Origin of the sequence: Streptomyces sp. NPDC059455 (assembly GCF_042750115.1) — a bacterium.
Classification (GTDB): domain Bacteria; phylum Actinomycetota; class Actinomycetes; order Streptomycetales; family Streptomycetaceae; genus Streptomyces; species Streptomyces endocoffeicus.
This window is the reverse complement of sequence record NZ_JBHYVB010000217.1, coordinates 1-18,136: the sequence shown is the minus strand read 5'-3', so window position 1 is coordinate 18,136 and position 18,136 is coordinate 1. Positions and strand designations below refer to the sequence as shown.

Here is an 18,136-nt window from a genome sequence, read left to right as displayed (position 1 = left end):
CCCCAGACCCCGGGGGTCCAGGGGCGAAGCCCCCCACGCGGCGGAGCCGCATATCGTCAGGTGTCGGGAAGGGGCGGGAGGAGAGCAGTCCGCCGCGGGCGGGAAGATCCGTCGGACACCCCCTAGGTTCCCAGACCGTAGGCGCGGGCCGCGTTGCCGCCGAAGACGGCGGCGCGCTCGTCCTCGCCGAGCCGGAGGACGGCCCGGTCCGCGAGGGCCACCACCTCGTCGTAGGTCGCGGCCAGGACGCACACCGGCCAGTCGGAGCCGAACAGCACCCGGCCGGGCCCGAAGGCGTCCAGGACGTGCCAGGCGTACGGAAGCACCTGCTCGGGCTTCCAGCCGTCCCAGTCGGCCTCGGTGACCAGACCGGACAGCTTGCAGTCGACGTTCGGCAGCGCCGCGAGCGCGGCCAGCTGCCACGCCCAGGGGTCGCGCTCCCCGCTCGCCACGGGCGGCTTGGCGGCGTGGTCGAGGACGAAGCGCAGCTGCGGCAGCTCACGGACGGCGTCCAAGGCCGCGGGGAGCTCGCGCGGGGTGACCAGCAGGTCGTAGACCAGACCCGCGTCGGCCACGGCGGCCAGCCCCCGGCGGGCGTCGTCGCGGTCCAGCCACCGCGGGTCCGGCTCGTCCTGCACCTGGTGGCGCAGGCCCACCAGCCGGTCGCCGCCGGGCCCGGCGGCCAGCTCCGCGAGCACCTCGCCCACCCCCGGGTCGGTGAGGTCGGCCCAGCCGACGACGCCCGCGATCCGGTCCGATCCGCCGGCCAGGGCGAGGAGTTCCCGGGTCTCCTGCACGGAGGAGCTGGACTGGACGACGACGGTGGCGTCGATCCCATGGGCGTCCAAGTGCGGGGCGAGGTCGTCCGGGGTGAAGGTGCGGCGGATGGGCTCGGCCCACGCGCCGTCCATCCACGGCTGCTCACGGCGGGTCAGGTCCCACAGATGGTGATGGGCGTCGATACGGCGCGGCAAGGGCACTCGGGCACTCCTCGGGTGGTTCAGACCGGCAGCGGGATGTCGTCGTCGACCAGACCTCGCCGGACCAGGGCCTGCCACAGCTCATCGGGGATGTCGTGGGCGAACAGCGCGGCATTGTCCCGGACTTCGGCCGGGGAGGCGCAGCCGACCACCGCCGCGGCCACCGCGGGGTGGCCGAAGGGGAAGCGCAGCGCGGCGGCCCGCAGCGGCACCTGGAACTCGGCGCACACCTCGGCCAGCCGCCGGGCCCGCGCGAGGAGTTCGGGCGGCGCCTGCTGGTAGTCGTAGCGGGCCCCGGGGCTGGGGTCGGCGAGCAGCCCGGAGTTGTAGACCCCGCCGACCACCACGGAGGTGCCGCGCCGCTCGCACACCGGCAGCAGATCGTCGGAGGCGGTGCGCTCCAGCAGCGTCCAGCGCCCGGCGCACAGCACGACGTCCACGTCGAAGTCGGCGACGAACCGGGCGAGGAGGTCGCTGTGGTTCATGCCGAAGCCGATGGCCCGGACGAGCTTCTCCTGCTTCAGCTCGGCCAGCGCCGCGAAGGCCGTCTCATAGACCTCGGGGACGTGGTCTTCCGGGTCGTGGAGGTAGACGATGTCCACGGCGTCGACGCCGAGCCGCTCCAGGGAGGACTCGAGGCTCGCGCGGATGCCGTCCCGGGTGAAGTCCCACTCCCGGACCCGGTCGGGGGTGTCGGCGAACCCGTCCGCCTGGACGGGCTCGCCGGGGGCGCGCGGCCGCAGCCGCCGCCCCACCTTGGTGGAGAGCGTGTACCCGGCGCGGTCGCGCCCGGCCAGCACCCGCCCCAGCCGCTCCTCGGACAGCCCGACGCCGTAGTGCGGCGCGGTGTCCATATAGGTGAGGCCGGTGTCGAACGCCGCCCTTACGGTGTCCAGCGCGCGCTCCTCCGGCACCGCCTCGTAGAGATTGGCCAGCGGCGCGCAGCCGAGGCCCAGGGGTGGTACGCGCACCCCCGAGCGCCCCAGTTCGCGGGGGCCGCTCGGTGCCCGTCCGCCGTCGACCGCCATGGTTTCCTCCCGGCTCTCAGTCCTGCTTCTCGCCGCTGGCGTAGCGGGAGATGATCAGCGCGACGATGATGATCGAGCCGTTGATGAACTGGTTCCACAGGGGCGGTACCCCGCCGAGGGTCATCACATTGACGACCAGCTGCAGCGTCAGCACGCCGGTGAGCGCGCCGAAGAGGGTGCCGCGGCCGCCCTTGAGGCTGATCCCGCCGATGACCGCGGCGGCGAACACCTGGAAGATCCAGCCGTTGCCCTGGGTCGCGGCGACCGAGCCGTAGTGGCCCGTGTACAGGATGCCCGCGAAGGCGGCCAGCAGTCCGCCGACGCTCAGCACGATCCAGGTGATCCGGTCCACCCGGATGCCCGCCGCGCGCGCGGCCTCGGGGTTGCCGCCGATCGCGTACAGCGAGCGTCCGTGCCGCAGATAGCCCAGGGCCAGGCCGCCGAGGGCGTACAGCCCCAGGCAGATCCACACGGCGGCGGGCACGCCGAGCCACTCGGCCTTGCCGAGGTAGCGGAAGGACTCGGGGACGTTGACGATCGACTGGCCCTCGGCGATGCCGACCTGGAGTCCGCGCAGCATGGTGAGCATGCCCAGGGTGGCGATGAAGCCGTTGACGCGCAGTTTGAGCATCAGGAAGCCGTTGGCCGCGCCGATCAGCGCCCCGACCGCCAGGCACAGCGGTATCGCGGTCCACACCGGCAGCAGCCCCAGGCCCTCGAACCGCGCCCCGTGCTCGGGCAGCACCAGCCACAGGGCGATCACCGGCGCCACGGCGATGGTCGACTCCAGGGAGAGGTCCATCCGCCCGCTGATCAGGATCAGCGCCTCGCCCAGCACCAGCAGCCCCAGCTCGGTGGACTGCTGGACGACGCCGATCAGGTTGTCCTCGGTGAGGAAGGCGGGCGAGACGATGAAGCCGATCACCCCGAGGACGAAGATCACGGGGACCAGCGACAGATCGCGCCAGCGCGCGATGTCGATCCGCGGCCGGCCCCCCGCCGGGTCGTCAGCCACCGCCTCGGCGGTCCGCTGCCGTGCGGTATCGGTCATGTCTGCCTTCCTTCTGTGCGGTCTTCGGTGTCCCCCGACGTGCCGTTGGTGCCCGGCTCCGTGATGCCCTCCATGGCGGCCACGAGCTGACGGTCGCTCCAGCCGCTGCCGAACTCGGCGACCACCCGCCCGTGGAAGAACGCCAGGATCCGGTCGCAGACCCGCAGATCGTCCAGTTCGTCGGAGACGATGACCGCGCCGCTCCCGGACGCGGCCACGTCCCGTACGACGCCGAGCAGCGCGTCCTTGGACTTCACGTCCACCCCGGCGGTCGGGCGGATCGCGACCAGGACGCTGGGCTCACGGGCCAGCGCCCGCGCGATGACGACCTTCTGCTGATTTCCGCCGGACAAACCCGAAACGGGCTGCGAAGGTCCCGAGGTCTTGATGTCCAGGGAGGTGATCATCCGCTGGGCGAAGGCGCGGGTCCGGGAGGGCAGCACCGTGCCATAGGGCCCGAGCTGGTCGGTGACGGTCAGGGTGGCGTTCTCGGCGACGCTGCGGCCCAGGACCAGGCCCTGGTCGTGCCGGTCCTCCGGGACGTAGCCGATGCCCGCGTCGATGGCGTGCGGCACGCTGCCGGGGCGCACCGGCCGGCCGCGCACCGACAGCCGCCCGCCGGCCGGTTTGCGCAGCCCCACCAGGGTCTCGCCGACCGCCGTGTTGCCGCTGGCCGTGGCCCCGGCCAGGCCGAGCACCTCGCCGGGGCGCACCACCAGGTCCAGCGGGTCGAACTCGCCCTCCAGGGCGAGCCCTTCGGTGCGCAGCACCGGCTCCCCGTCCGGGTCGGCCTCCTTACGGGCGACGGGAGCGCGGACGACGACCCGGGAGTCGCCCTCGGGCACCCCGCCGTCGTCCCCGGTCATCGCCGCCACCAGCTCCTCCTTGGGGAGGCCGGCGACCGGGGCGGTCAGCACATGGCGGGCGTCGCGGAAGACGGTGACGGTGTCGCAGAGTTCGTAGACCTCTTGCAGATGGTGCGAGATGAACAGGAAGGCGACCCCCTGCCGGCGCAGCTCCAGCAGCTTGGCGAAGAGCCGGTCGATACCGCCCGCGTCGAGCTGGGCGGTGGGCTCGTCGAGGATGATCAGCCGGGCGCCGAAGGAGAGCGCGCGGGCGATCTCCACGAACTGCCGCTGCTCGACGCTGAGATCCTTCGCCCGCGCCTGCGGATCCACCTCCACGCCGTACTCGGCCAGCAGCGCGCGGGCGTCCTCGCGCAGGGCGCGCCAGCGGATGCGCCCCGCGCCCGGGAAGCGGTTGAGGTAGAGGTTCTCGGCGACCGTCAGGTCCGGGACCACCATCGACTTCTGGTAGACGCAGGCCACCTTGCGCTGCCAGGCGGCGGTGTCGCCGTAGCCGGGGGCGGGCTCGCCCGCGAAGGTCACCTCACCCTCGTCCGGGCGCTCCATCCCGGTCAGGACGGACACCAGCGTGGACTTGCCCGCCCCGTTGCGCCCGACGAGCGCATGGGCCTCCCCGGGCCGCACCGCCAGCCGGGCGTGGTCCAGGGCGACGGTGGGCCCGAACCGTTTGACGACGCCCTGGGCTCGTACGACGGCGGGCTGCTCGGCCTCGGCCATGGTCACTTCTTCTCGAGCTGGTTGGCCCACAGCTTCTTGTCGTCGACGTTCTCCTTGGTGACCAGCGGCGCCGGGAGCTGGTCCTCCAGGCCATTCTCGATCTTGACGATTTTGGAGTCGTGGTCGGTGGGGCCGGGTTTGAACGTCTTGCCGTCCAGAGCGGCCTTCGCGTAGTTCAGGGCCCACTGGGCGTAGAGGTCGGCGGGCTGGGAGAGCGTGGCGTCGATCTTCCCGGAGCGGATCGCGTCCAGCTCCTCGGGTATCCCGTCGTTGGAGATGATCGTGATGTGCTTGGCCGAACCGGCGGGCTTCAGCAGCCGCTTCTGCTCCAGCAGCGCGAGCGTGGGCTGCAGGAAGGCGCCGCCCGCCTGCATGTAGATGCCGTTCACGTCCTTGTGCTGGGCCAGCAGGCTCTGCAGCTTGGCGGAGGCCACATCGCCCTTCCAGTCGGTGGGCAGCTCATGCACCTTGATGCCGGGGTACTTCTTCTTCATGCAGGAGGCGAACGCCTGTGAGCGGTCCCGGCCGTTGATGGAGCTGAGGTCGCCCTGGAGCTCGGCGATCCGGCCCTTGCCGCCCAGCTTCTCGCCGAGGTACTCGCACGCCTTGGTGCCGTACGCCCGGTTGTCGGCGCGCACCACCATGTAGATCTTGCCGGAGTCGGGCCGGGTGTCCACGCTGATGACGGGGATCTTCTTCTCCTCCAGCTGCTCCAGGGTGGAGGAGATGGCCCCGGTGTCCTGGGGCGCCATGATGACCGCCTTGGCGCCCTGGTCGGTGAACGCCTGGACGTTGGCGACCAGCTTGCCGATGTCGTTCTGCGAGTTGGACAGCGGGAGCGCGGAGACCGTGCCCTTGTCGATGCCCTTCTCCAGATACTGCTGGTAGGAGTTCCAGAAGTCGGTGTCCGTCCGCGGCATGTCGATGCCGACCTTGCCGCCGCCGGCGCCATTGCTCTCTCGGTTGCAGCCGGTGAGCGCTGCGACGGCCAGCAGCACGGCGCAGGCGGCGGTGCCGGTGGTGCGGAGTCTCGTCATCGAGTCCCGTCCTTGGTCGTTCCTGGGTCGAGTGGTGCGGGTGGTGCGGGTGGTGCGGGTGGTGCCGGCCTCGGGCGGAGGCGATTGTGCGGTTGTCTCAAGCGATCGGGCGGTTGTCTAGGAGGAGGCGGGGCGCAGCCGCAGCCCCTGCATCCCTCCGTCGACGGCCAGCGCGGTACCGGTGACGGCCGCGGCGGCGGGGCTGGCGAGGTACGCGACGGCGGCGGCCACCTCGTCGGCGGAGACCAGCCGTCCGGTGGGCTGCCGGGCCTCCAGGGAGGCGCGCTCGGCCGCCGGGTCGGGGGCCTGGTCGAGCAGCCGGCCGACCCACGGGGTGTCCACGGTGCCGGGGTTGACGCAGTTGACGCGCACCCCTTCGCGGATGTGGTCCGCCGCCATGGCGAGGGTCAGCGACAGCACCGCGCCCTTGCTGGCGCTGTAGGCGGCGCGCTGCGGCAGCCCAGCGGTGGCGGCGATCGAGCAGGTGTGGGTGATGGAGACGGCGCCGGGCCGGTCGGCCGCGGCGGCGCGCAAGTGGGGCAGCGCGGCCCGCGCGGTGCGGACCAGGCCCAGCACATTGATGTCCAGCAGCCGGTGCCACTCCTCGTCGGAGTTGTCCTCGACGCTGCCGATCGCGCCTATGCCCGCGTTGCCGACGACGGTGTGCAGGGCGCCGAACTCGGCCACGGCCGCGTCCACCGCGGTCCTGACCCCCTCGTCGGAGGTGACATCGGCCTTGAGCGGCAGCGTGCCGTCCGGGGCGCCCGACGGATCGCGGTCGAGCACGGCGACCCGCGCGCCTCGGTCGCGCAGCGCGGCGGCTATGGCGGCGCCGATACCGGAGGCGCCGCCGGTGACGAGCGCGGCCAGCCCTTCGAAGTCGCCGGTGGTCACTGGTGGTCCTCCTGAGGCTGTGCGGGTGCGGACGGGGCCGGTACGGGCTGAGCCGGTACCGGCTGAGCGAGGCGGACCCGCCATTCGGGCCCGTCCGGATAGCGGTAGGCGGCGATCGACTCTGGGTACATACGGGCGGAGAAGCCCGGCGCGGTCGGAGCCCGGTAGCGGCCCGACTCGATGACCACGGGATCGGCGAAGTGCTCGTGGAGGTGGTCGACATACTCGATGACGCGGTCCTCCCAACTGCCCGAGACGGCCACGAAGTCGAACATGGCCAGGTGCTGGACGAGTTCGCACAGCCCGACGCCGCCCGCGTGCGGGCACACCGGAAGTCCGTACTTGGCGGCGAGCAGCAGGATCGTGAGGTTCTCGTTGACCCCGGCGACCCGTGCCGCGTCGATCTGGACGAAGTCCACCGCCTCGGCCTGGAGCAGCTGCTTGAAGACCACGCGGTTGGCGACGTGCTCACCGGTGGCGACCTTGACCGGCTGTCCGGCGCGGATGGCGGCGTGGGCGAGGACGTCGTCCGGGCTGGTGGGCTCCTCGATCCAGTGCGGGTCGTACGGCGCGAGGGCGCTCATCCAGCGCACCGCCTCCGCCACGTCCCAGCGCTGGTTGGCGTCCACGGCGATGCGCACATCGGGGCCGACGGCCTCGCGTGCGAGCCGCATCCGTCTGAGGTCCTCGTCCAGATCGGCCCCGACCTTGAGCTTGATCTGGCCGAAGCCGTCGGCGACGGCCTCCTGCGCCAGCTTGATCATTTTCTCGTCGGAGTAACCGAGCCAGCCGGGCGAGGTGGTGTAGGCGGGGTAGCCCCGCTCGCGCAGCCGCGCGGCGCGCTCGGCGCGGCCGGGCTCGGCGGCCCGCAGGATGGCGAGCGCCTCCTCCGGGGTGAGCGCGTCGCTGAGGTAGCGGAAGTCGACCAGCTCGACCAGCTCCTCGGGCGACATCTCGGCGAGGAACTGCCACAGGGGCTTTCCGGCCTGCCGGGCGGCGAGGTCCCAGGCGGCGTTGACCACCGCACCCGCGGCCATGTGCATGACGCCCTTCTCGGGCCCGAGCCAGCGCAGCTGCGAGTCATGGGTGAGCTCACGGTGCAGGGCGGCGAGATCGGCCGCCGTCAGCGGCGCGGGGCGGCCCACCACATGGGGGCGCAGGGAGCGGATGGCGGCCGCGGTGACATCGTTGCCGCGGCCGATGGTGAAGACGAAGCCGTGTCCCTCGGAGGCCGCCGTACCCTCCCCCGCGTCCGTGCGCAGCACGACATAGGCGGCGGAGTAGTCGGGGTCCGGGTTCATGGCGTCCGAGCCGTCGAGCTGCTCCGAGGTGGGAAACCGGATGTCATGGACCTCGAGCTCGGTGACGGATGGACGCTGACTCAATGGGGGCTCCCTGAAACGATGCGCGAGAGAGAACATCGGACCTTTCGCGATGATCCGATGTATAGCGCTGCCATAGGGGTTTCGTCCAGAGGTGCGTGCGAACTTTCGAAGGACAGATCGGATGAATCTCTTAGTGCTCCTGGACAGGGGCTGCGGCCGGAGCCCCGGAAAGCCGTAGGCTTGGGTGGCACGCAATGGGAAACTGCAGCTGGAGGCGGCACCATCCGTCCGCCCCGGTCGGAAGGAGGCGCTGGGTGATCGAGCTTGAGGGGGTTCCCGAGCTGATCGACCCGGTCATGATCTGTGCCTTCGAGGGCTGGAACGACGCCGGAGACGCCGCCTCGACCGCCGTCGGGCACCTGGACCGGGAGTGGAAGGGCGAGGTCTTCGCCTCGCTCGACGCGGAGGACTACTACGACTTCCAGGTGAACCGCCCCACCGTGGCCCTGGAGGGCGGGGTGCGCAAGATCACTTGGCCGACGACCCGGCTCTCGGTGGTCCGGGCGGACACCGGGGAGAAGTCCCGGGACCTGGTGCTGGTGCGCGGTATCGAGCCGAGCATGCGCTGGCGGTCGTTCTGCAACGAGATCCTCGGCTACGCCCATGAGTTGGGCGTGGAGATGGTCGTCATCCTCGGCGCGCTGCTCGGCGACACCCCGCACACCCGGCCGGTGCCGGTCAGCGGGGTCACCTCCGACCCGGACCTGGCCCGCAGCCTCGACCTGGAGGAGACCCGCTACGAGGGCCCGACCGGGATCGTCGGGGTCCTCCAGGAGGCGTGCGCCCACGCCGGCGTCCCGGCGGTGAGCCTGTGGGCGGCCGTGCCGCACTACGTCTCCCAGCCGCCGAACCCGAAGGCCACCCTGGCGCTGCTGAACCGCCTCGAGGACCTCATCACGGTGCGCATCCCCCTCGGCGAGCTGACCGAGGACTCGCGGGCCTGGCAGCTGGGCGTGGACCAGCTGGCCGCCGAGGACAGCGAGGTCGCCGAGTACGTCCAGTCGCTGGAGGAGGCGCGGGACACCGCCGAGCTGCCCGAGGCGTCCGGCGAGGCCATCGCCCGCGAGTTCGAGCGCTATCTGCGGCGGCGTGACGGCCAGCCCGGCCCCGCCGGCGGCCACGCGACCGAGAGCGGCGGCCTGGCGGAGGGCCGGGAAGGCGGCACGGGCGGCCCGGGCGCCCCCTACCTGCGCGACCCCTCCACCGGCCATGGGCGGCCGCGCAAGCCGTCCTCCAAGGACGAGATGGCCAAGGACGACGCCGAGGACACCGGCGGCGACGGCGACGAGGCCAAGGACGTGGACGACGTCAAGGACGCCGACAGCGCCAAGGCGGCGGACGACGCCGAGGAGGCCGACGACGGCCAGGGCGCCGAGGACCGGGACACCGAGGGCCAGGACGCCTCACGCCGCGACGAGGGCCGCACGGACCGGGGTGGCGACGGGGACGAGGGGTCCGGCTCCGACCGGTAGCCACGACCGCCACACACGGCGCACGACGCCGCACAACGCGCGCCACACCACGTACGCCATGTACGCCGCGCACACCACGCACGCGGCGTACGAGACAGCGAGAAGCCCGCGCCGGGAGGAATCCGGCGCGGGCTCATGCGTTCACCGTCGCGGCGCGGCGCCCCGACGACGCGTCAGAGGGCCACGCCCAGCAGCGCGTCCACGGCGCGCGAGACCAGACCGGGCGCCCCCTCGTCCGTACCGCCGGTGGCCGACTGCGCGGCGGCCCAGCGGTCGACGGCGGCCAGGGCGGCCGGGGAGTCCAGATCGTCCGCGAGCGCCTCGCGGATCTCCTCCACCAGCGCGTCCGCCGAGGGCCCGTCGGGCCGCGAGACGGCGGCACGCCAGCGGTCGAGGCGCTCCTCGGCCTCCCGCAGCAGCCCGTCCGTCCACTCCCAGTCCGAGCGGTAGTGGCGGGCCAGCAGCGCGAGCCGTATGGCCGCCGGGTCGACGCCGTCGCGGCGCAGCGCCGAGACGAAGACCAGGTTGCCCTTGGACTTGGACATCTTCTCGCCGTCCAGGGCCACCATCCCGGCGTGCACATACGTCTTGGCGAACGGCCGCTCACCGGTGAGGACCTGGGCGTGCGAGGCGCCCATCTCATGGTGCGGGAAGGCGAGATCGGATCCGCCGCCCTGCACGTCGAAGCCCATGCCGAGGTGGTCCAGGGCGATGGCCACGCATTCGATGTGCCAGCCGGGGCGGCCGCGGCCGAGCGATCCGCCGTCCCAACTCGGCTCGCCGGCACGGGCGGCCATCCACAGCATCGGGTCGAGGGGGTTCTTCTTGCCGGGGCGCTCCGGGTCGCCGCCGCGCTCGGCGGACAGCAGCCGCATGGCCTCGGCGTCGAGCCGGCTGACCGAGCCGAAGGAGGGGTCGGACTCCACGGAGAAGTAGATGTCGCCTTCGAGTTCATAGGCGGCGCCCAGGTCGCGCAGCCGCTCCACGAGCGGCACGATCCCCGGGATGGACTCGACGGCGCCGATGTAGTGCTGCGGGGGCACCATCCGCAGGGCCGTCATGTCCTCGCGGAAGAGGGCGGTCTCACGCTCGGCGAGGGCCGTCCAGTCGTCGCCGTTCGCCTGCGCCCGCTCCAGCAGAGGATCGTCGACATCGGTGACGTTCTGGACGTAGTGCACCTGGCGCTTGGTGTCGAGCCATACGCGCTGAACGAGGTCGAACGCGTTGTAGGTCGCCGCATGACCCATGTGGGTCGCGTCGTACGGGGTGATCCCGCAGACGTAGATGCGCGCGACGGGACCGGGGGTCAGGTTGATCCGTCCCCCGGTCGCGGTGTCGTGAATGCTCAGGTCACGGCCACTGCCGGGCAGGGCGGGAACCTCAGAAGCGGGCCAGGCATACATGCAATGAGCGTAACCGGATGCAGCGTCCGCATACGAACCGGACCAGTGGTGTTGGCCGGATGGGCGGTCTTGCGCGGACGTCCGCGGGCTGCTTGAGCTGCCCGATCCGCGTTCCAGGGGCTCCGGGCGGGGGCGTGACGGGCCCCACCCGGCCCCGGAACGGACGGCCCCACGGCCCCGGAGCGGGCCGGTCCACCGGACCGGAGCGGACCCATCCGGTCAGACCGGCGGCCAGGGGATGGCGGGCCACTGGCCGCTGGGCTCGGGGTGCTTCCCCGTGCGCAACAGGGCGGCGACACGGGCCCGCAGGGCCTCGATCTCGGCCCCGGTGATCAGCTCCGCCAGCCGGGCGCTCAGCGGGCCGCCGTCGGCCAGCTCGCCCGCCAGCCGGCGCAGCACCTCCAGCACATCGTCCGGCAGCGGCTCCCCGGCCCAGCCCCACAGCAGGGTGCGCAGCTTGTCGTCGGCGTTGAACGTCACTCCGTGATCAATCGCATAGAGCCGGCCACCGGCCGCGGGCAGCAGATGGCCGCCCTTGCGGTCGCCGTTGTTGATCACCGCGTCGAGGACGGCCAGCCGGCGCAGCCGTATGTCGTCGGCGTGGACCAGCAGCGCCGTACGGCCCTCGCCCACCTCGGCGTAGCCCACCGCCTTCCAGCCGGGGCCCGGTTCATCGCCCTCGACGAGCGCGAGCAGCTCCGCTCCCCCGATCTCCTCCGAGCCATCGCCGTCCGGCCCGCCGTCGGCCCCGTCCGGCCCTTCGGTGGCCGTCTCGACCTCCACCCAGAGCTGGCACATCCCCTGCCCGTACGGCCCGTCGCGCAGCACCGTGGGCGGCACCAGGCCCCAGCCGGTGGCCTCGGAGATCTCGTACGCCGCGACCTCGCGCTGGGCGAGCGTGCCGTCCGGGAAGTCCCACAGCGGCCGCTCCCCGGCCACCGGCTTGTAGACACAAGGGGCGCTGTGGCCCTCGTACTCGACCGTGCAGTACAGCACCGCGTTGGACGCCTCCCGGACCCGGCCGCGCACCGTCAGCTCACCGAGAGCCAGCAGCTCGGCCGGGGGCAGCAGCTCGGCCGGGGCCGGGGGCGTCAGGCTCCGCGGCGGTATCCGTTCTGGCGCGGACATACGTGTCCCTCCGGGTCGAGCGGCAGACTGCACAGCGGGCAGGGCGGCCGGCCGGCGTTGACGACCTCCAGGGCGCGCTTGGCGAACGCGCGCGCCTGCGTCCCGGTGAGCCGCACCCGCAGCATGGGCGGGCCGTTCACATCGTCCTGGAGCAGCCGCTCCTCGGCCTCGGCCAGGTCCTCCTCGGACTCGGCCTCCAGCTCGACCAGTGCCTGCGCCTCGACGATCATCCGCTGCTCCTCGCCGTCCCAGGCGAGTGCCATGGTGCCGACCCGGAACTCCTCCTCCACGGGGACTTCCAGCGGTGCGGTGTCGCTGAGTTCGGTCGGTGCGACGGCGGGGACCGGGGCGTTTCCGCCGGTGCGCCGCACCACCTCGTCCAGCAACTCGTCTATCCGCTCGGCCAAGGCGGCGACCTGCGTCTTCTCCAACGCGACACTGGTGGTCCGGCTGCCGGCGGACGCCTGCAGGAAAAAGGTACGGCGACCAGGCAGCCCGACCGTACCGGCGACGAAACGGTCCGGCGGGTCATAGAGGAACACCTGACGGGACAACGTCCTGCTCCATTTGGTTCGACTACTCGGCTGACTGACTGCTGACCGCTGGGTGTCACGACCGCCCGGTCACGGCTGTCACGGCGCCCTCGCACCGCGGCACCACCCTACTGCGCACAGCGATCACGGTGCTCCCGCGTCGCCACCCACCGCCGCGTCCCCGCCGCGGTTGCCGGAGTTCTCCTCGCGCGGCGCCAGACCGGCGAAGTCCCCGGTGTCTCCCAGCCGGACGAGGAAGGGCCGGGTCGGGGTGTAACGGATCGCGGTGACCGAGCAGGGCTCGACCGAGATCCGCTGGAACAGATCGAGATGGAGTCCGAGGGCGTCCGCGACCAGCGCCTTGATGATGTCCCCGTGGGAGCACATCAGATAGACCGCGTCGGCGCCGTGCTCCCGTTCGATCCGGGCGTTCCAGTCGCGCACCGCCTCGACCGCGCGCGCGTGCATGGCGCGCATGGACTCGCCACCGGGGAAGGCGGCCGCGGACGGATGCTGCTGGACGATGTTCATCAATGGTTCATCGGCGAGCTCGGCCAGCTTCCGGCCGGACCAGTCGCCGTAGTGGCACTCCCCGATCCGGTCGTCGGGGTGCAGCGGCAGTTCGGGGCGGGCGGCGAGCAGCGGGGCCAGGGTCTCCCGGCAGCGCTGCAGGGGGCTGGTGACGGCGGCGGCGAGCGGCACCCCGGCCAGTCTGCCGGGCAGCGCCGCGGCCTGGGCCGTACCGCGCTCGTCGAGGGCGACACCGGGTGTCCAGCCCGCGAGGACGCCCGCGGTATTGGCGGTGGACCGGCCGTGCCGTACGAGGATCAGCATGGGCATGGCTGCCACCCTACGACCCCTCCGGCGCCGCTCAGCGGGGATGCGCACCGATCCCGTACCGGGGGTCCCCCTGTGCCGATCGGCATCACGCGAGGCACAATGCGCAGCGTGATCGTGGATTGTGCCATCTACCGGGACGGGGCCCGCACCGAGGGACCCGCCGACTTCTCCGACGCCCTGGACGAGGCGCGCGCGAGTGGGGACGCCTTCTTGTGGATCGGGCTGCATGAGCCGACCGAGAAGGAGTTCGAGCTGGTCACCAGCGAGTTCGGACTGCATCCGCTGGCCGTTGAGGACGCCCTGTGCGCCCACCAGAGGCCGAAGCTGGAGGTCTATGACGATTCGCTGTTCCTGGTGCTCAAGCCGGTGCAGTACGACGACCGGGCCGGGACCGTCACCGCGGGTGAGCTGATGGTCTTCGTCGGTGACTCCTTCGTGGTGACCGTAAGGCACGGCGAGGCCAATCCGCTCGGCTCGGTGCGCGACCGGCTGGAGAAGATGCCCGAGGTGCTGCAGCACGGCCCCACGGCGGTGATGTACGCGGTCTCCGACGCGGTCGTGGACCACTACCTGGACGTGGCCGACGATCTGCACGGGGACCTGGAGGAGCTGGAGACGGAGGTGTTCGCCCCGAACGCGGGCGCCGGGCAGAACACCGCCGGGCGGATCTACGCCTTCAAGCGCGAGGTGATGGAATTCCGCCGCTCGGCCGGGCCGTTGGAGGAGCCGATGGAGCGGCTCACCGGCGCCGGGGTGCCGTTCGTGCACGAGGGCTCCCGGCCGTTCTTCCGCGATGTCAGCGACCATCTGACCCGGGTGAACGAGCATGTGGAGGGGCTGGACCGGCTGCTGTCGGACATCCTCTCCGCCCATCTCGCGCAGATGGGCGTGCGGCAGAACGACGACATGCGGAAGATCTCGGCGTGGGCGGCCATGGCCGCGGTCCCGACGATGATCGCCGGGATCTACGGCATGAACTTCACGCACATGCCGGAGCTGAAGCAGCCCTGGGGATACCCGGCGGTGGTCGCGCTCATGGGCGGTGTGATCGCGCTGCTGTACCGCTGGTTCAAGCGGCGTGGGTGGCTCTGAGGTCTTGAGGCGGGGGGCTGGTGTGGCGAGGCCGGTCTGTCGGAGTCAGACGGCCGACGTGGCGAGGCCGGGCCGTCAGACGAACTCGGGTGCCTCGGGTGCGCCGGAAGCGCTCTTCGCGGGTCCGCCCAGCGCGTTCCGCCGCTCGGGCATCCGCAGTGACACCATGCGCCGCCAGCCGCCCAGCCGCTCGTACGTGTGCAGGGCGTGGATCCCGGCCGCGAGCAGCGCGGACTTCGGCTTGGGCCAGCCGAGAAGGCGTCCCATGTGGGCCATCACGGCCAGGCTGACGTCCCGGTAGACCTCCATCTCGACGAGCGCGCTCTCCCGCAGGGTCCGCTGGATGGTCCGGCCGTATCCGTCGGCGGCCAGGCACAGCAACTCCTCGTGGCAGTAGGCGAGGTGGTTGTCCTCGTCGTCGGCGATCATGCGCACCGCGCGGCCGAGGCCGGGGTGGTCGCCGAAGTACCTGCGCAACATCATCATCTGGGCCGAGGCGCGCTGTTCGGTGACCCGGCTGTGCGCGAGGTAGATCACGATGTCGTGCTCGGTGAGCGGCTCGTCGCGGCGCAGCTTGTCATGGGCGAGGCCGATGCCGCGTGCCTCCAGGAGCATCGTGTAGTCGGTCTCGGGCGGCACCTCCATGGGCTCCAGACCGCGCTTGCGGAGCAGGGCGTTGAAGATCCGGCCGTGTTTGTCCTCGTCGGCGCCATGGCGGGCGATCTTGGGCGCGAGGTCGCGGCGGCTCTCGGGCACGAGGGCGGCGATCCGGCCGTTCTCCCAGCCTCCCTGGGCCTCCCCGCTGGCCGCGACGGAGCAGAAGAGCCGGAACGACTCGTCGTTGTCGAGGATCTCCTGGAACACGCTTCTCGCCGAGAGCATCGCCGCCACCTCCGTGCGCTTGTCGTGCGCCGCCCAGCGCTTGTCGGGCCGACATCCACGCGCGACGAGCGCAGAAAAAGTCAACGGCCCGGTGGGGGCGGCGGCAACAGCTGAGGCGCCCGGCTCGGCCGAACGGGGGACCCCTCCGGACGCCGCGTCCGCGTAACCCCTGGGCGGCGGGGGCGTTGTGCTGGATGACGGCCGTGGCGGGGAAGACCCCCGAGCCCCCACCACGGCCGTAGAACTATCCCGGTGTCGTGGCCCTTAGGCGAGCCCGGCCCGCTCCAGGGCCTCGACGCCCGCCCGCAGCCCGGCGAGCCGCTCCTCCAGCGTGAAGCCCGCGGGCGTGAGCGACAGGGTGGTGACCCCGGCCCCCGCGTAGGCCTGCATGCGGTCGGCCATGCGCTCGACGGGGCCGAGCAGCGCGGTGGAGTCGATCAGCTCGTGGGGGACGGCCGCGGCGGCGCCCTCCTTGTCCCCGGAGAGGTACTTCTCCTGGATCTCGGCGGCCTCCTTCTCGTACCCCATGCGCTGCGCCAGCTTGTTGTAGAAGTTCTGCTTGGCGCTGCCCATACCGCCCACGTAGAGCGCGGTGTACGGGCGGAACTGGTCGGCGAGGGCGCGGACGTCGTCGCCGAGGGCCATCGGGACGGTGGGTACCACGTCGAAGCCCTCGAGGTCCTTGCCCGCCTTCTCGCGGCCCGCGCGCAGCGAGCTGAGGGTGGTCTCCTCGGCGTGCTCGGGATCGTAGAAGAGGACCAGGGCGCCGTCGGCGATCTCGCCGGTCTGCTCGAGGTTCTTCGGGCCGATGGCCGCGATGTACAGCGGGATGTACTCCCGCACCGGGTGCACGGTGAGCTTGAGGGGCTTGCCGGGGCCGTCGGGCAGCGGCAGGGTCCAGTTCTGGCCCTCGTGGGTCAGCCGCTCGCGCGACATCGCCTTGCGGATGATCTCCACGTATTCGCGGGTGCGGGCGAGCGGCTTGTCGAACCGCACCCCGTACCAGCCCTCGGACACCTGGGGCCCCGAGACGCCGAGCCCGAGGCGGAAGCGGCCACCGGAGAGGGTGTCCAGAGTGGCGGCGGTCATCGCCGTCATGGCTGGGGTGCGGGCCGGGATCTGGAAGATGGCGGAGCCGACGTCGATGCGCTCGGTCTGCGCGGCGACCCACGCGAGCACCGTGGCGGCGTCCGAACCGTAGGCCTCGGCTGCCCAGCAGACGGAATAGCCGAGCTTGTCGGCCTCGCGGGCGACCGCGAGGTTGTCCGCGTCCATTCCGGCGCCCCAGTAGCCGAGGTTGATGCCGAGCCTCATACCGCACCCCTTACTGATCAGTAACGTCGCTGTTCCGGGGACTCTAGCGCGCGTGGCCCTGATACGTCAGGGGTGGGTTATCCACAGGCTGCCACGTGGCGCTTTGCGGCCAGTAATCTCGATGTTCATGGAGCTAAGGCACCTCGGCCGCACGGGCCTGCGCGTCTCCCGGCTCGGGCTCGGCACGCTCACTTGGGGGCGGGACACTGACGAACACGACGCCGCGGATCAGCTCAAGGCGTTCTGGGAAGCGGGCGGGACGCTCGTCGACACCGCGGATGTGTACGCGGACGGCGGCGCCGAGTACCTCCTGGGGCGGCTGCTGGAGGGGCTGCTGCCCCGGCGCGATCTCCAGATCGCGACCAAGGCGGGCAGTGTGCCCGACCCCGACCGCCGCTTCGACACCTCGCGCGGCCATCTGCTGGCCGCGCTGGACGCCTCCCTGGAGCGGCTGGGCACGGACTATGTCGACCTGTGGCAGGTGCACGCCTTCGACCCGTTCACCCCGCTCGAGGAGACCCTCCAGGCGCTCGACATCGCGGTGAGCAGCGGGCGGGCCCGCTATGTGGGGGTGTCCAACTTCAGCGGCTGGCAGCTCGCGAAGGCCGCCACCTGGCAGCTGGCCTCCTCGGGCGCGCACACCCGGCTGGCCAGTACGCAGATGGAGTATTCGCTGCTCCAGCGCGGTGTGGAGCGCGAGGTGCTGCCCGCCGCGCTCGACCTGGGCGTCGGGCTGCTGCCGTCCTCACCGCTCGGCCGCGGTGTGCTCACCGGCAAGTACCGCCATACGACACCCGCCGACTCGCGCGGCGCCTCCGAGCTCGCGGCGTTCGTCGAGCCGTATCTGGACGAGGAGGCGAGCGGGATCGTCGAGGCGGTCGCCATAGCCGCCGACGGCCTGGCGACCACCGCGCTCAATGTGGCCCTGGCCTGGGTCCGCGACCGCCCGGGCGTCACCGCCCCGATCGTCGGCGCGCGCAACGCCCAGCAGCTGAGGGCGGCGTTGTCGGCGGAGACCCTTAGTCTTCCGGACGAGATCTGCCAGGCGCTCGACGATGTGTCGGCGCCCGTGCACCGCTATCCCGATCAGGACTGGAGCACGCTGTGAGTACCGACCGCCTCGCCGGCGACGCCGCACCCGCGCCCGCGCCCGCGCCCGAGGAGGCCGACCCGAGTTCCCCGGAACCGACAGTGTCGGCGGAACCGGCGGAACCGGCGGAACCGGCGAATGCTGGGACCCGCGCGCCGGGTGACCCGGGCAACCCCGCGGGGGCGGCCACGGCCGCCAGACCCGCTGGACGAGGCGGGGCCGACGAGGCGGAGGCTGCCGCCGGGCAGGGCGGGCCCGGCCCGAGGGCGGGCAAGGGGGACACCGGGGCAGGCGATGACGCGGGCCCGGGTGCGGGAGATGGCGCTTCCGCACCCGCCGGAGAGGACGAGTCCGGCGGCGCCGGGGCGAGCTCCGACGCGGAGGGCTGCGCGCGGGAGGGGGCGGCCGCTCTCGCGGTGGCTGC

General features: G+C 72.1%; 16 protein-coding genes and 1 pseudogene. 4 read left to right on the top strand and 13 right to left on the bottom strand.

Annotated features, from left to right (window positions below; translation table 11 throughout):
* Positions 1–122: 122 nt before the first annotated feature.
* The 7 genes from ACFXB5_RS44845 to ACFXB5_RS44815 all read right to left on the bottom strand — a co-directional run bounded on the left by ACFXB5_RS44845 (position 123) and on the right by ACFXB5_RS44815 (position 7,994).
* Complete coding sequence (locus tag ACFXB5_RS44845; protein ID WP_385219630.1) at positions 123–974, bottom strand: amidohydrolase family protein; 852 nt, start codon at positions 972–974, stop codon at positions 123–125.
* A 26-nt stretch (positions 975–1,000) separates the two neighbouring features.
* Complete coding sequence (locus ACFXB5_RS44840) at positions 1,001–2,008, bottom strand: aldo/keto reductase (protein WP_385219628.1); 1,008 nt, start codon at positions 2,006–2,008, stop codon at positions 1,001–1,003.
* Between the two features lie 16 nt (positions 2,009–2,024).
* Positions 2,025–3,059 (bottom strand): ABC transporter permease, encoded by a 1,035-nt coding sequence (locus tag ACFXB5_RS44835; protein WP_037956487.1) that lies wholly within the window; start codon positions 3,057–3,059, stop codon positions 2,025–2,027.
* Entirely contained in the window at positions 3,056–4,642 is a 1,587-nt protein-coding gene (locus ACFXB5_RS44830) for a sugar ABC transporter ATP-binding protein (protein WP_385219626.1), read from the bottom strand. Before ACFXB5_RS44830 ends, ACFXB5_RS44835 begins: the two co-directional genes overlap by 4 nt.
* A 2-nt stretch (positions 4,643–4,644) precedes the next feature.
* Complete coding sequence (locus ACFXB5_RS44825; protein ID WP_086881674.1) at positions 4,645–5,679, bottom strand: sugar ABC transporter substrate-binding protein; 1,035 nt, start codon at positions 5,677–5,679, stop codon at positions 4,645–4,647.
* Between the two features lie 117 nt (positions 5,680–5,796).
* On the bottom strand, positions 5,797–6,573 hold the full coding sequence (locus ACFXB5_RS44820; protein ID WP_385219624.1) for an SDR family NAD(P)-dependent oxidoreductase: 777 nt from the start codon (positions 6,571–6,573) through the stop codon (positions 5,797–5,799).
* A complete protein-coding gene (locus tag ACFXB5_RS44815) occupies positions 6,570–7,994 on the bottom strand; it encodes an L-fuconate dehydratase (protein WP_385219622.1) in 1,425 nt (474 codons plus the stop codon). Before ACFXB5_RS44815 ends, ACFXB5_RS44820 begins: the two co-directional genes overlap by 4 nt.
* 218 nt (positions 7,995–8,212) lie before the next feature.
* On the opposite strand from ACFXB5_RS44815, the gene ACFXB5_RS44810 reads away from it, so the two are divergent.
* Entirely contained in the window at positions 8,213–9,430 is a 1,218-nt protein-coding gene (locus ACFXB5_RS44810) for a PAC2 family protein (RefSeq protein ID WP_385219620.1), read from the top strand.
* 173 nt (positions 9,431–9,603) lie between these two features.
* Here the strand turns inward: ACFXB5_RS44810 and mshC are convergent, their stop codons facing one another.
* From mshC to ACFXB5_RS44790, 4 genes are all read right to left on the bottom strand, one after another.
* Positions 9,604–10,833 (bottom strand): cysteine--1-D-myo-inosityl 2-amino-2-deoxy-alpha-D-glucopyranoside ligase, encoded by a 1,230-nt coding sequence (gene mshC, locus ACFXB5_RS44805; protein WP_385219618.1) that lies wholly within the window; start codon positions 10,831–10,833, stop codon positions 9,604–9,606.
* A gap of 219 nt (positions 10,834–11,052) precedes the next feature.
* Positions 11,053–11,961: an SCO1664 family protein gene (locus ACFXB5_RS44800; protein WP_385219616.1), complete on the bottom strand. Its 909-nt coding sequence runs from the start codon at positions 11,959–11,961 to the stop codon at positions 11,053–11,055.
* A complete protein-coding gene (locus ACFXB5_RS44795) occupies positions 11,925–12,515 on the bottom strand; it encodes a DUF3090 domain-containing protein (RefSeq protein WP_210944929.1) in 591 nt (196 codons plus the stop codon). The genes ACFXB5_RS44800 and ACFXB5_RS44795 overlap by 37 nt, the downstream gene beginning before the upstream one ends.
* Positions 12,516–12,638: 123 nt before the next feature.
* Complete coding sequence (locus ACFXB5_RS44790; protein ID WP_385219614.1) at positions 12,639–13,334, bottom strand: histidine phosphatase family protein; 696 nt, start codon at positions 13,332–13,334, stop codon at positions 12,639–12,641.
* Positions 13,335–13,433: 99 nt separating this feature from the next.
* Here ACFXB5_RS44790 and corA point away from each other — a divergent pair, with 99 nt between their 5' ends.
* Positions 13,434–14,426: a magnesium/cobalt transporter CorA gene (gene corA, locus ACFXB5_RS44785; RefSeq protein WP_385219612.1), complete on the top strand. Its 993-nt coding sequence runs from the start codon at positions 13,434–13,436 to the stop codon at positions 14,424–14,426.
* Positions 14,427–14,501: 75 nt separating this feature from the next.
* Here corA and ACFXB5_RS44780 read toward each other — a convergent pair whose 3' ends face one another.
* Together ACFXB5_RS44780 and ACFXB5_RS44775 are read right to left on the bottom strand one after the other, a co-directional pair.
* Positions 14,502–15,308 (bottom strand): ferritin-like domain-containing protein, encoded by an 807-nt coding sequence (locus ACFXB5_RS44780; protein ID WP_385219610.1) that lies wholly within the window; start codon positions 15,306–15,308, stop codon positions 14,502–14,504.
* Between the two features lie 264 nt (positions 15,309–15,572).
* Positions 15,573–16,622 (bottom strand): LLM class F420-dependent oxidoreductase, encoded by a 1,050-nt coding sequence (locus ACFXB5_RS44775; RefSeq protein WP_385219608.1) that lies wholly within the window; start codon positions 16,620–16,622, stop codon positions 15,573–15,575.
* Positions 16,623–16,749: 127 nt separating this feature from the next.
* Between ACFXB5_RS44775 and ACFXB5_RS44770 the strand changes: the two genes are divergently transcribed.
* Both ACFXB5_RS44770 and ACFXB5_RS44765 read left to right on the top strand, forming a co-directional pair.
* Positions 16,750–17,730: an aldo/keto reductase gene (locus ACFXB5_RS44770; RefSeq protein ID WP_201853900.1), complete on the top strand. Its 981-nt coding sequence runs from the start codon at positions 16,750–16,752 to the stop codon at positions 17,728–17,730.
* Positions 17,727–18,136 (top strand): annotated as a pseudogene (locus ACFXB5_RS44765) (hypothetical protein); the annotation flags it as partial. The gene ACFXB5_RS44770 and the pseudogene ACFXB5_RS44765, both read left to right, overlap by 4 nt.

What these genes read in the sequence shown, in the direction of transcription:
- corA (WP_385219612.1), top strand. Translation starts at nt 13,434, where the DNA reads ATGCGCAGCGTGATCGTGGATTGTGCCATCTACCGGGACGGGGCCCGC.
- ACFXB5_RS44800 (WP_385219616.1), bottom strand. Translation starts at nt 11,961, where the DNA reads ATGTCCGCGCCAGAACGGATACCGCCGCGGAGCCTGACGCCCCCGGCC.
- ACFXB5_RS44825 (WP_086881674.1), bottom strand. Translation starts at nt 5,679, where the DNA reads ATGACGAGACTCCGCACCACCGGCACCGCCGCCTGCGCCGTGCTGCTG.
- ACFXB5_RS44840 (WP_385219628.1), bottom strand. Translation starts at nt 2,008, where the DNA reads ATGGCGGTCGACGGCGGACGGGCACCGAGCGGCCCCCGCGAACTGGGG.
- ACFXB5_RS44770 (WP_201853900.1), top strand. Translation starts at nt 16,750, where the DNA reads ATGGAGCTAAGGCACCTCGGCCGCACGGGCCTGCGCGTCTCCCGGCTC.
- ACFXB5_RS44780 (WP_385219610.1), bottom strand. Translation starts at nt 15,308, where the DNA reads ATGCTCTCGGCGAGAAGCGTGTTCCAGGAGATCCTCGACAACGACGAG.
- ACFXB5_RS44775 (WP_385219608.1), bottom strand. Translation starts at nt 16,622, where the DNA reads ATGAGGCTCGGCATCAACCTCGGCTACTGGGGCGCCGGAATGGACGCG.
- mshC (WP_385219618.1), bottom strand. Translation starts at nt 10,833, where the DNA reads ATGTATGCCTGGCCCGCTTCTGAGGTTCCCGCCCTGCCCGGCAGTGGC.
- ACFXB5_RS44790 (WP_385219614.1), bottom strand. Translation starts at nt 13,334, where the DNA reads ATGCCCATGCTGATCCTCGTACGGCACGGCCGGTCCACCGCCAATACC.
- ACFXB5_RS44835 (WP_037956487.1), bottom strand. Translation starts at nt 3,059, where the DNA reads ATGACCGATACCGCACGGCAGCGGACCGCCGAGGCGGTGGCTGACGAC.
- ACFXB5_RS44815 (WP_385219622.1), bottom strand. Translation starts at nt 7,994, where the DNA reads ATGTTCTCTCTCGCGCATCGTTTCAGGGAGCCCCCATTGAGTCAGCGT.
- ACFXB5_RS44830 (WP_385219626.1), bottom strand. Translation starts at nt 4,642, where the DNA reads ATGGCCGAGGCCGAGCAGCCCGCCGTCGTACGAGCCCAGGGCGTCGTC.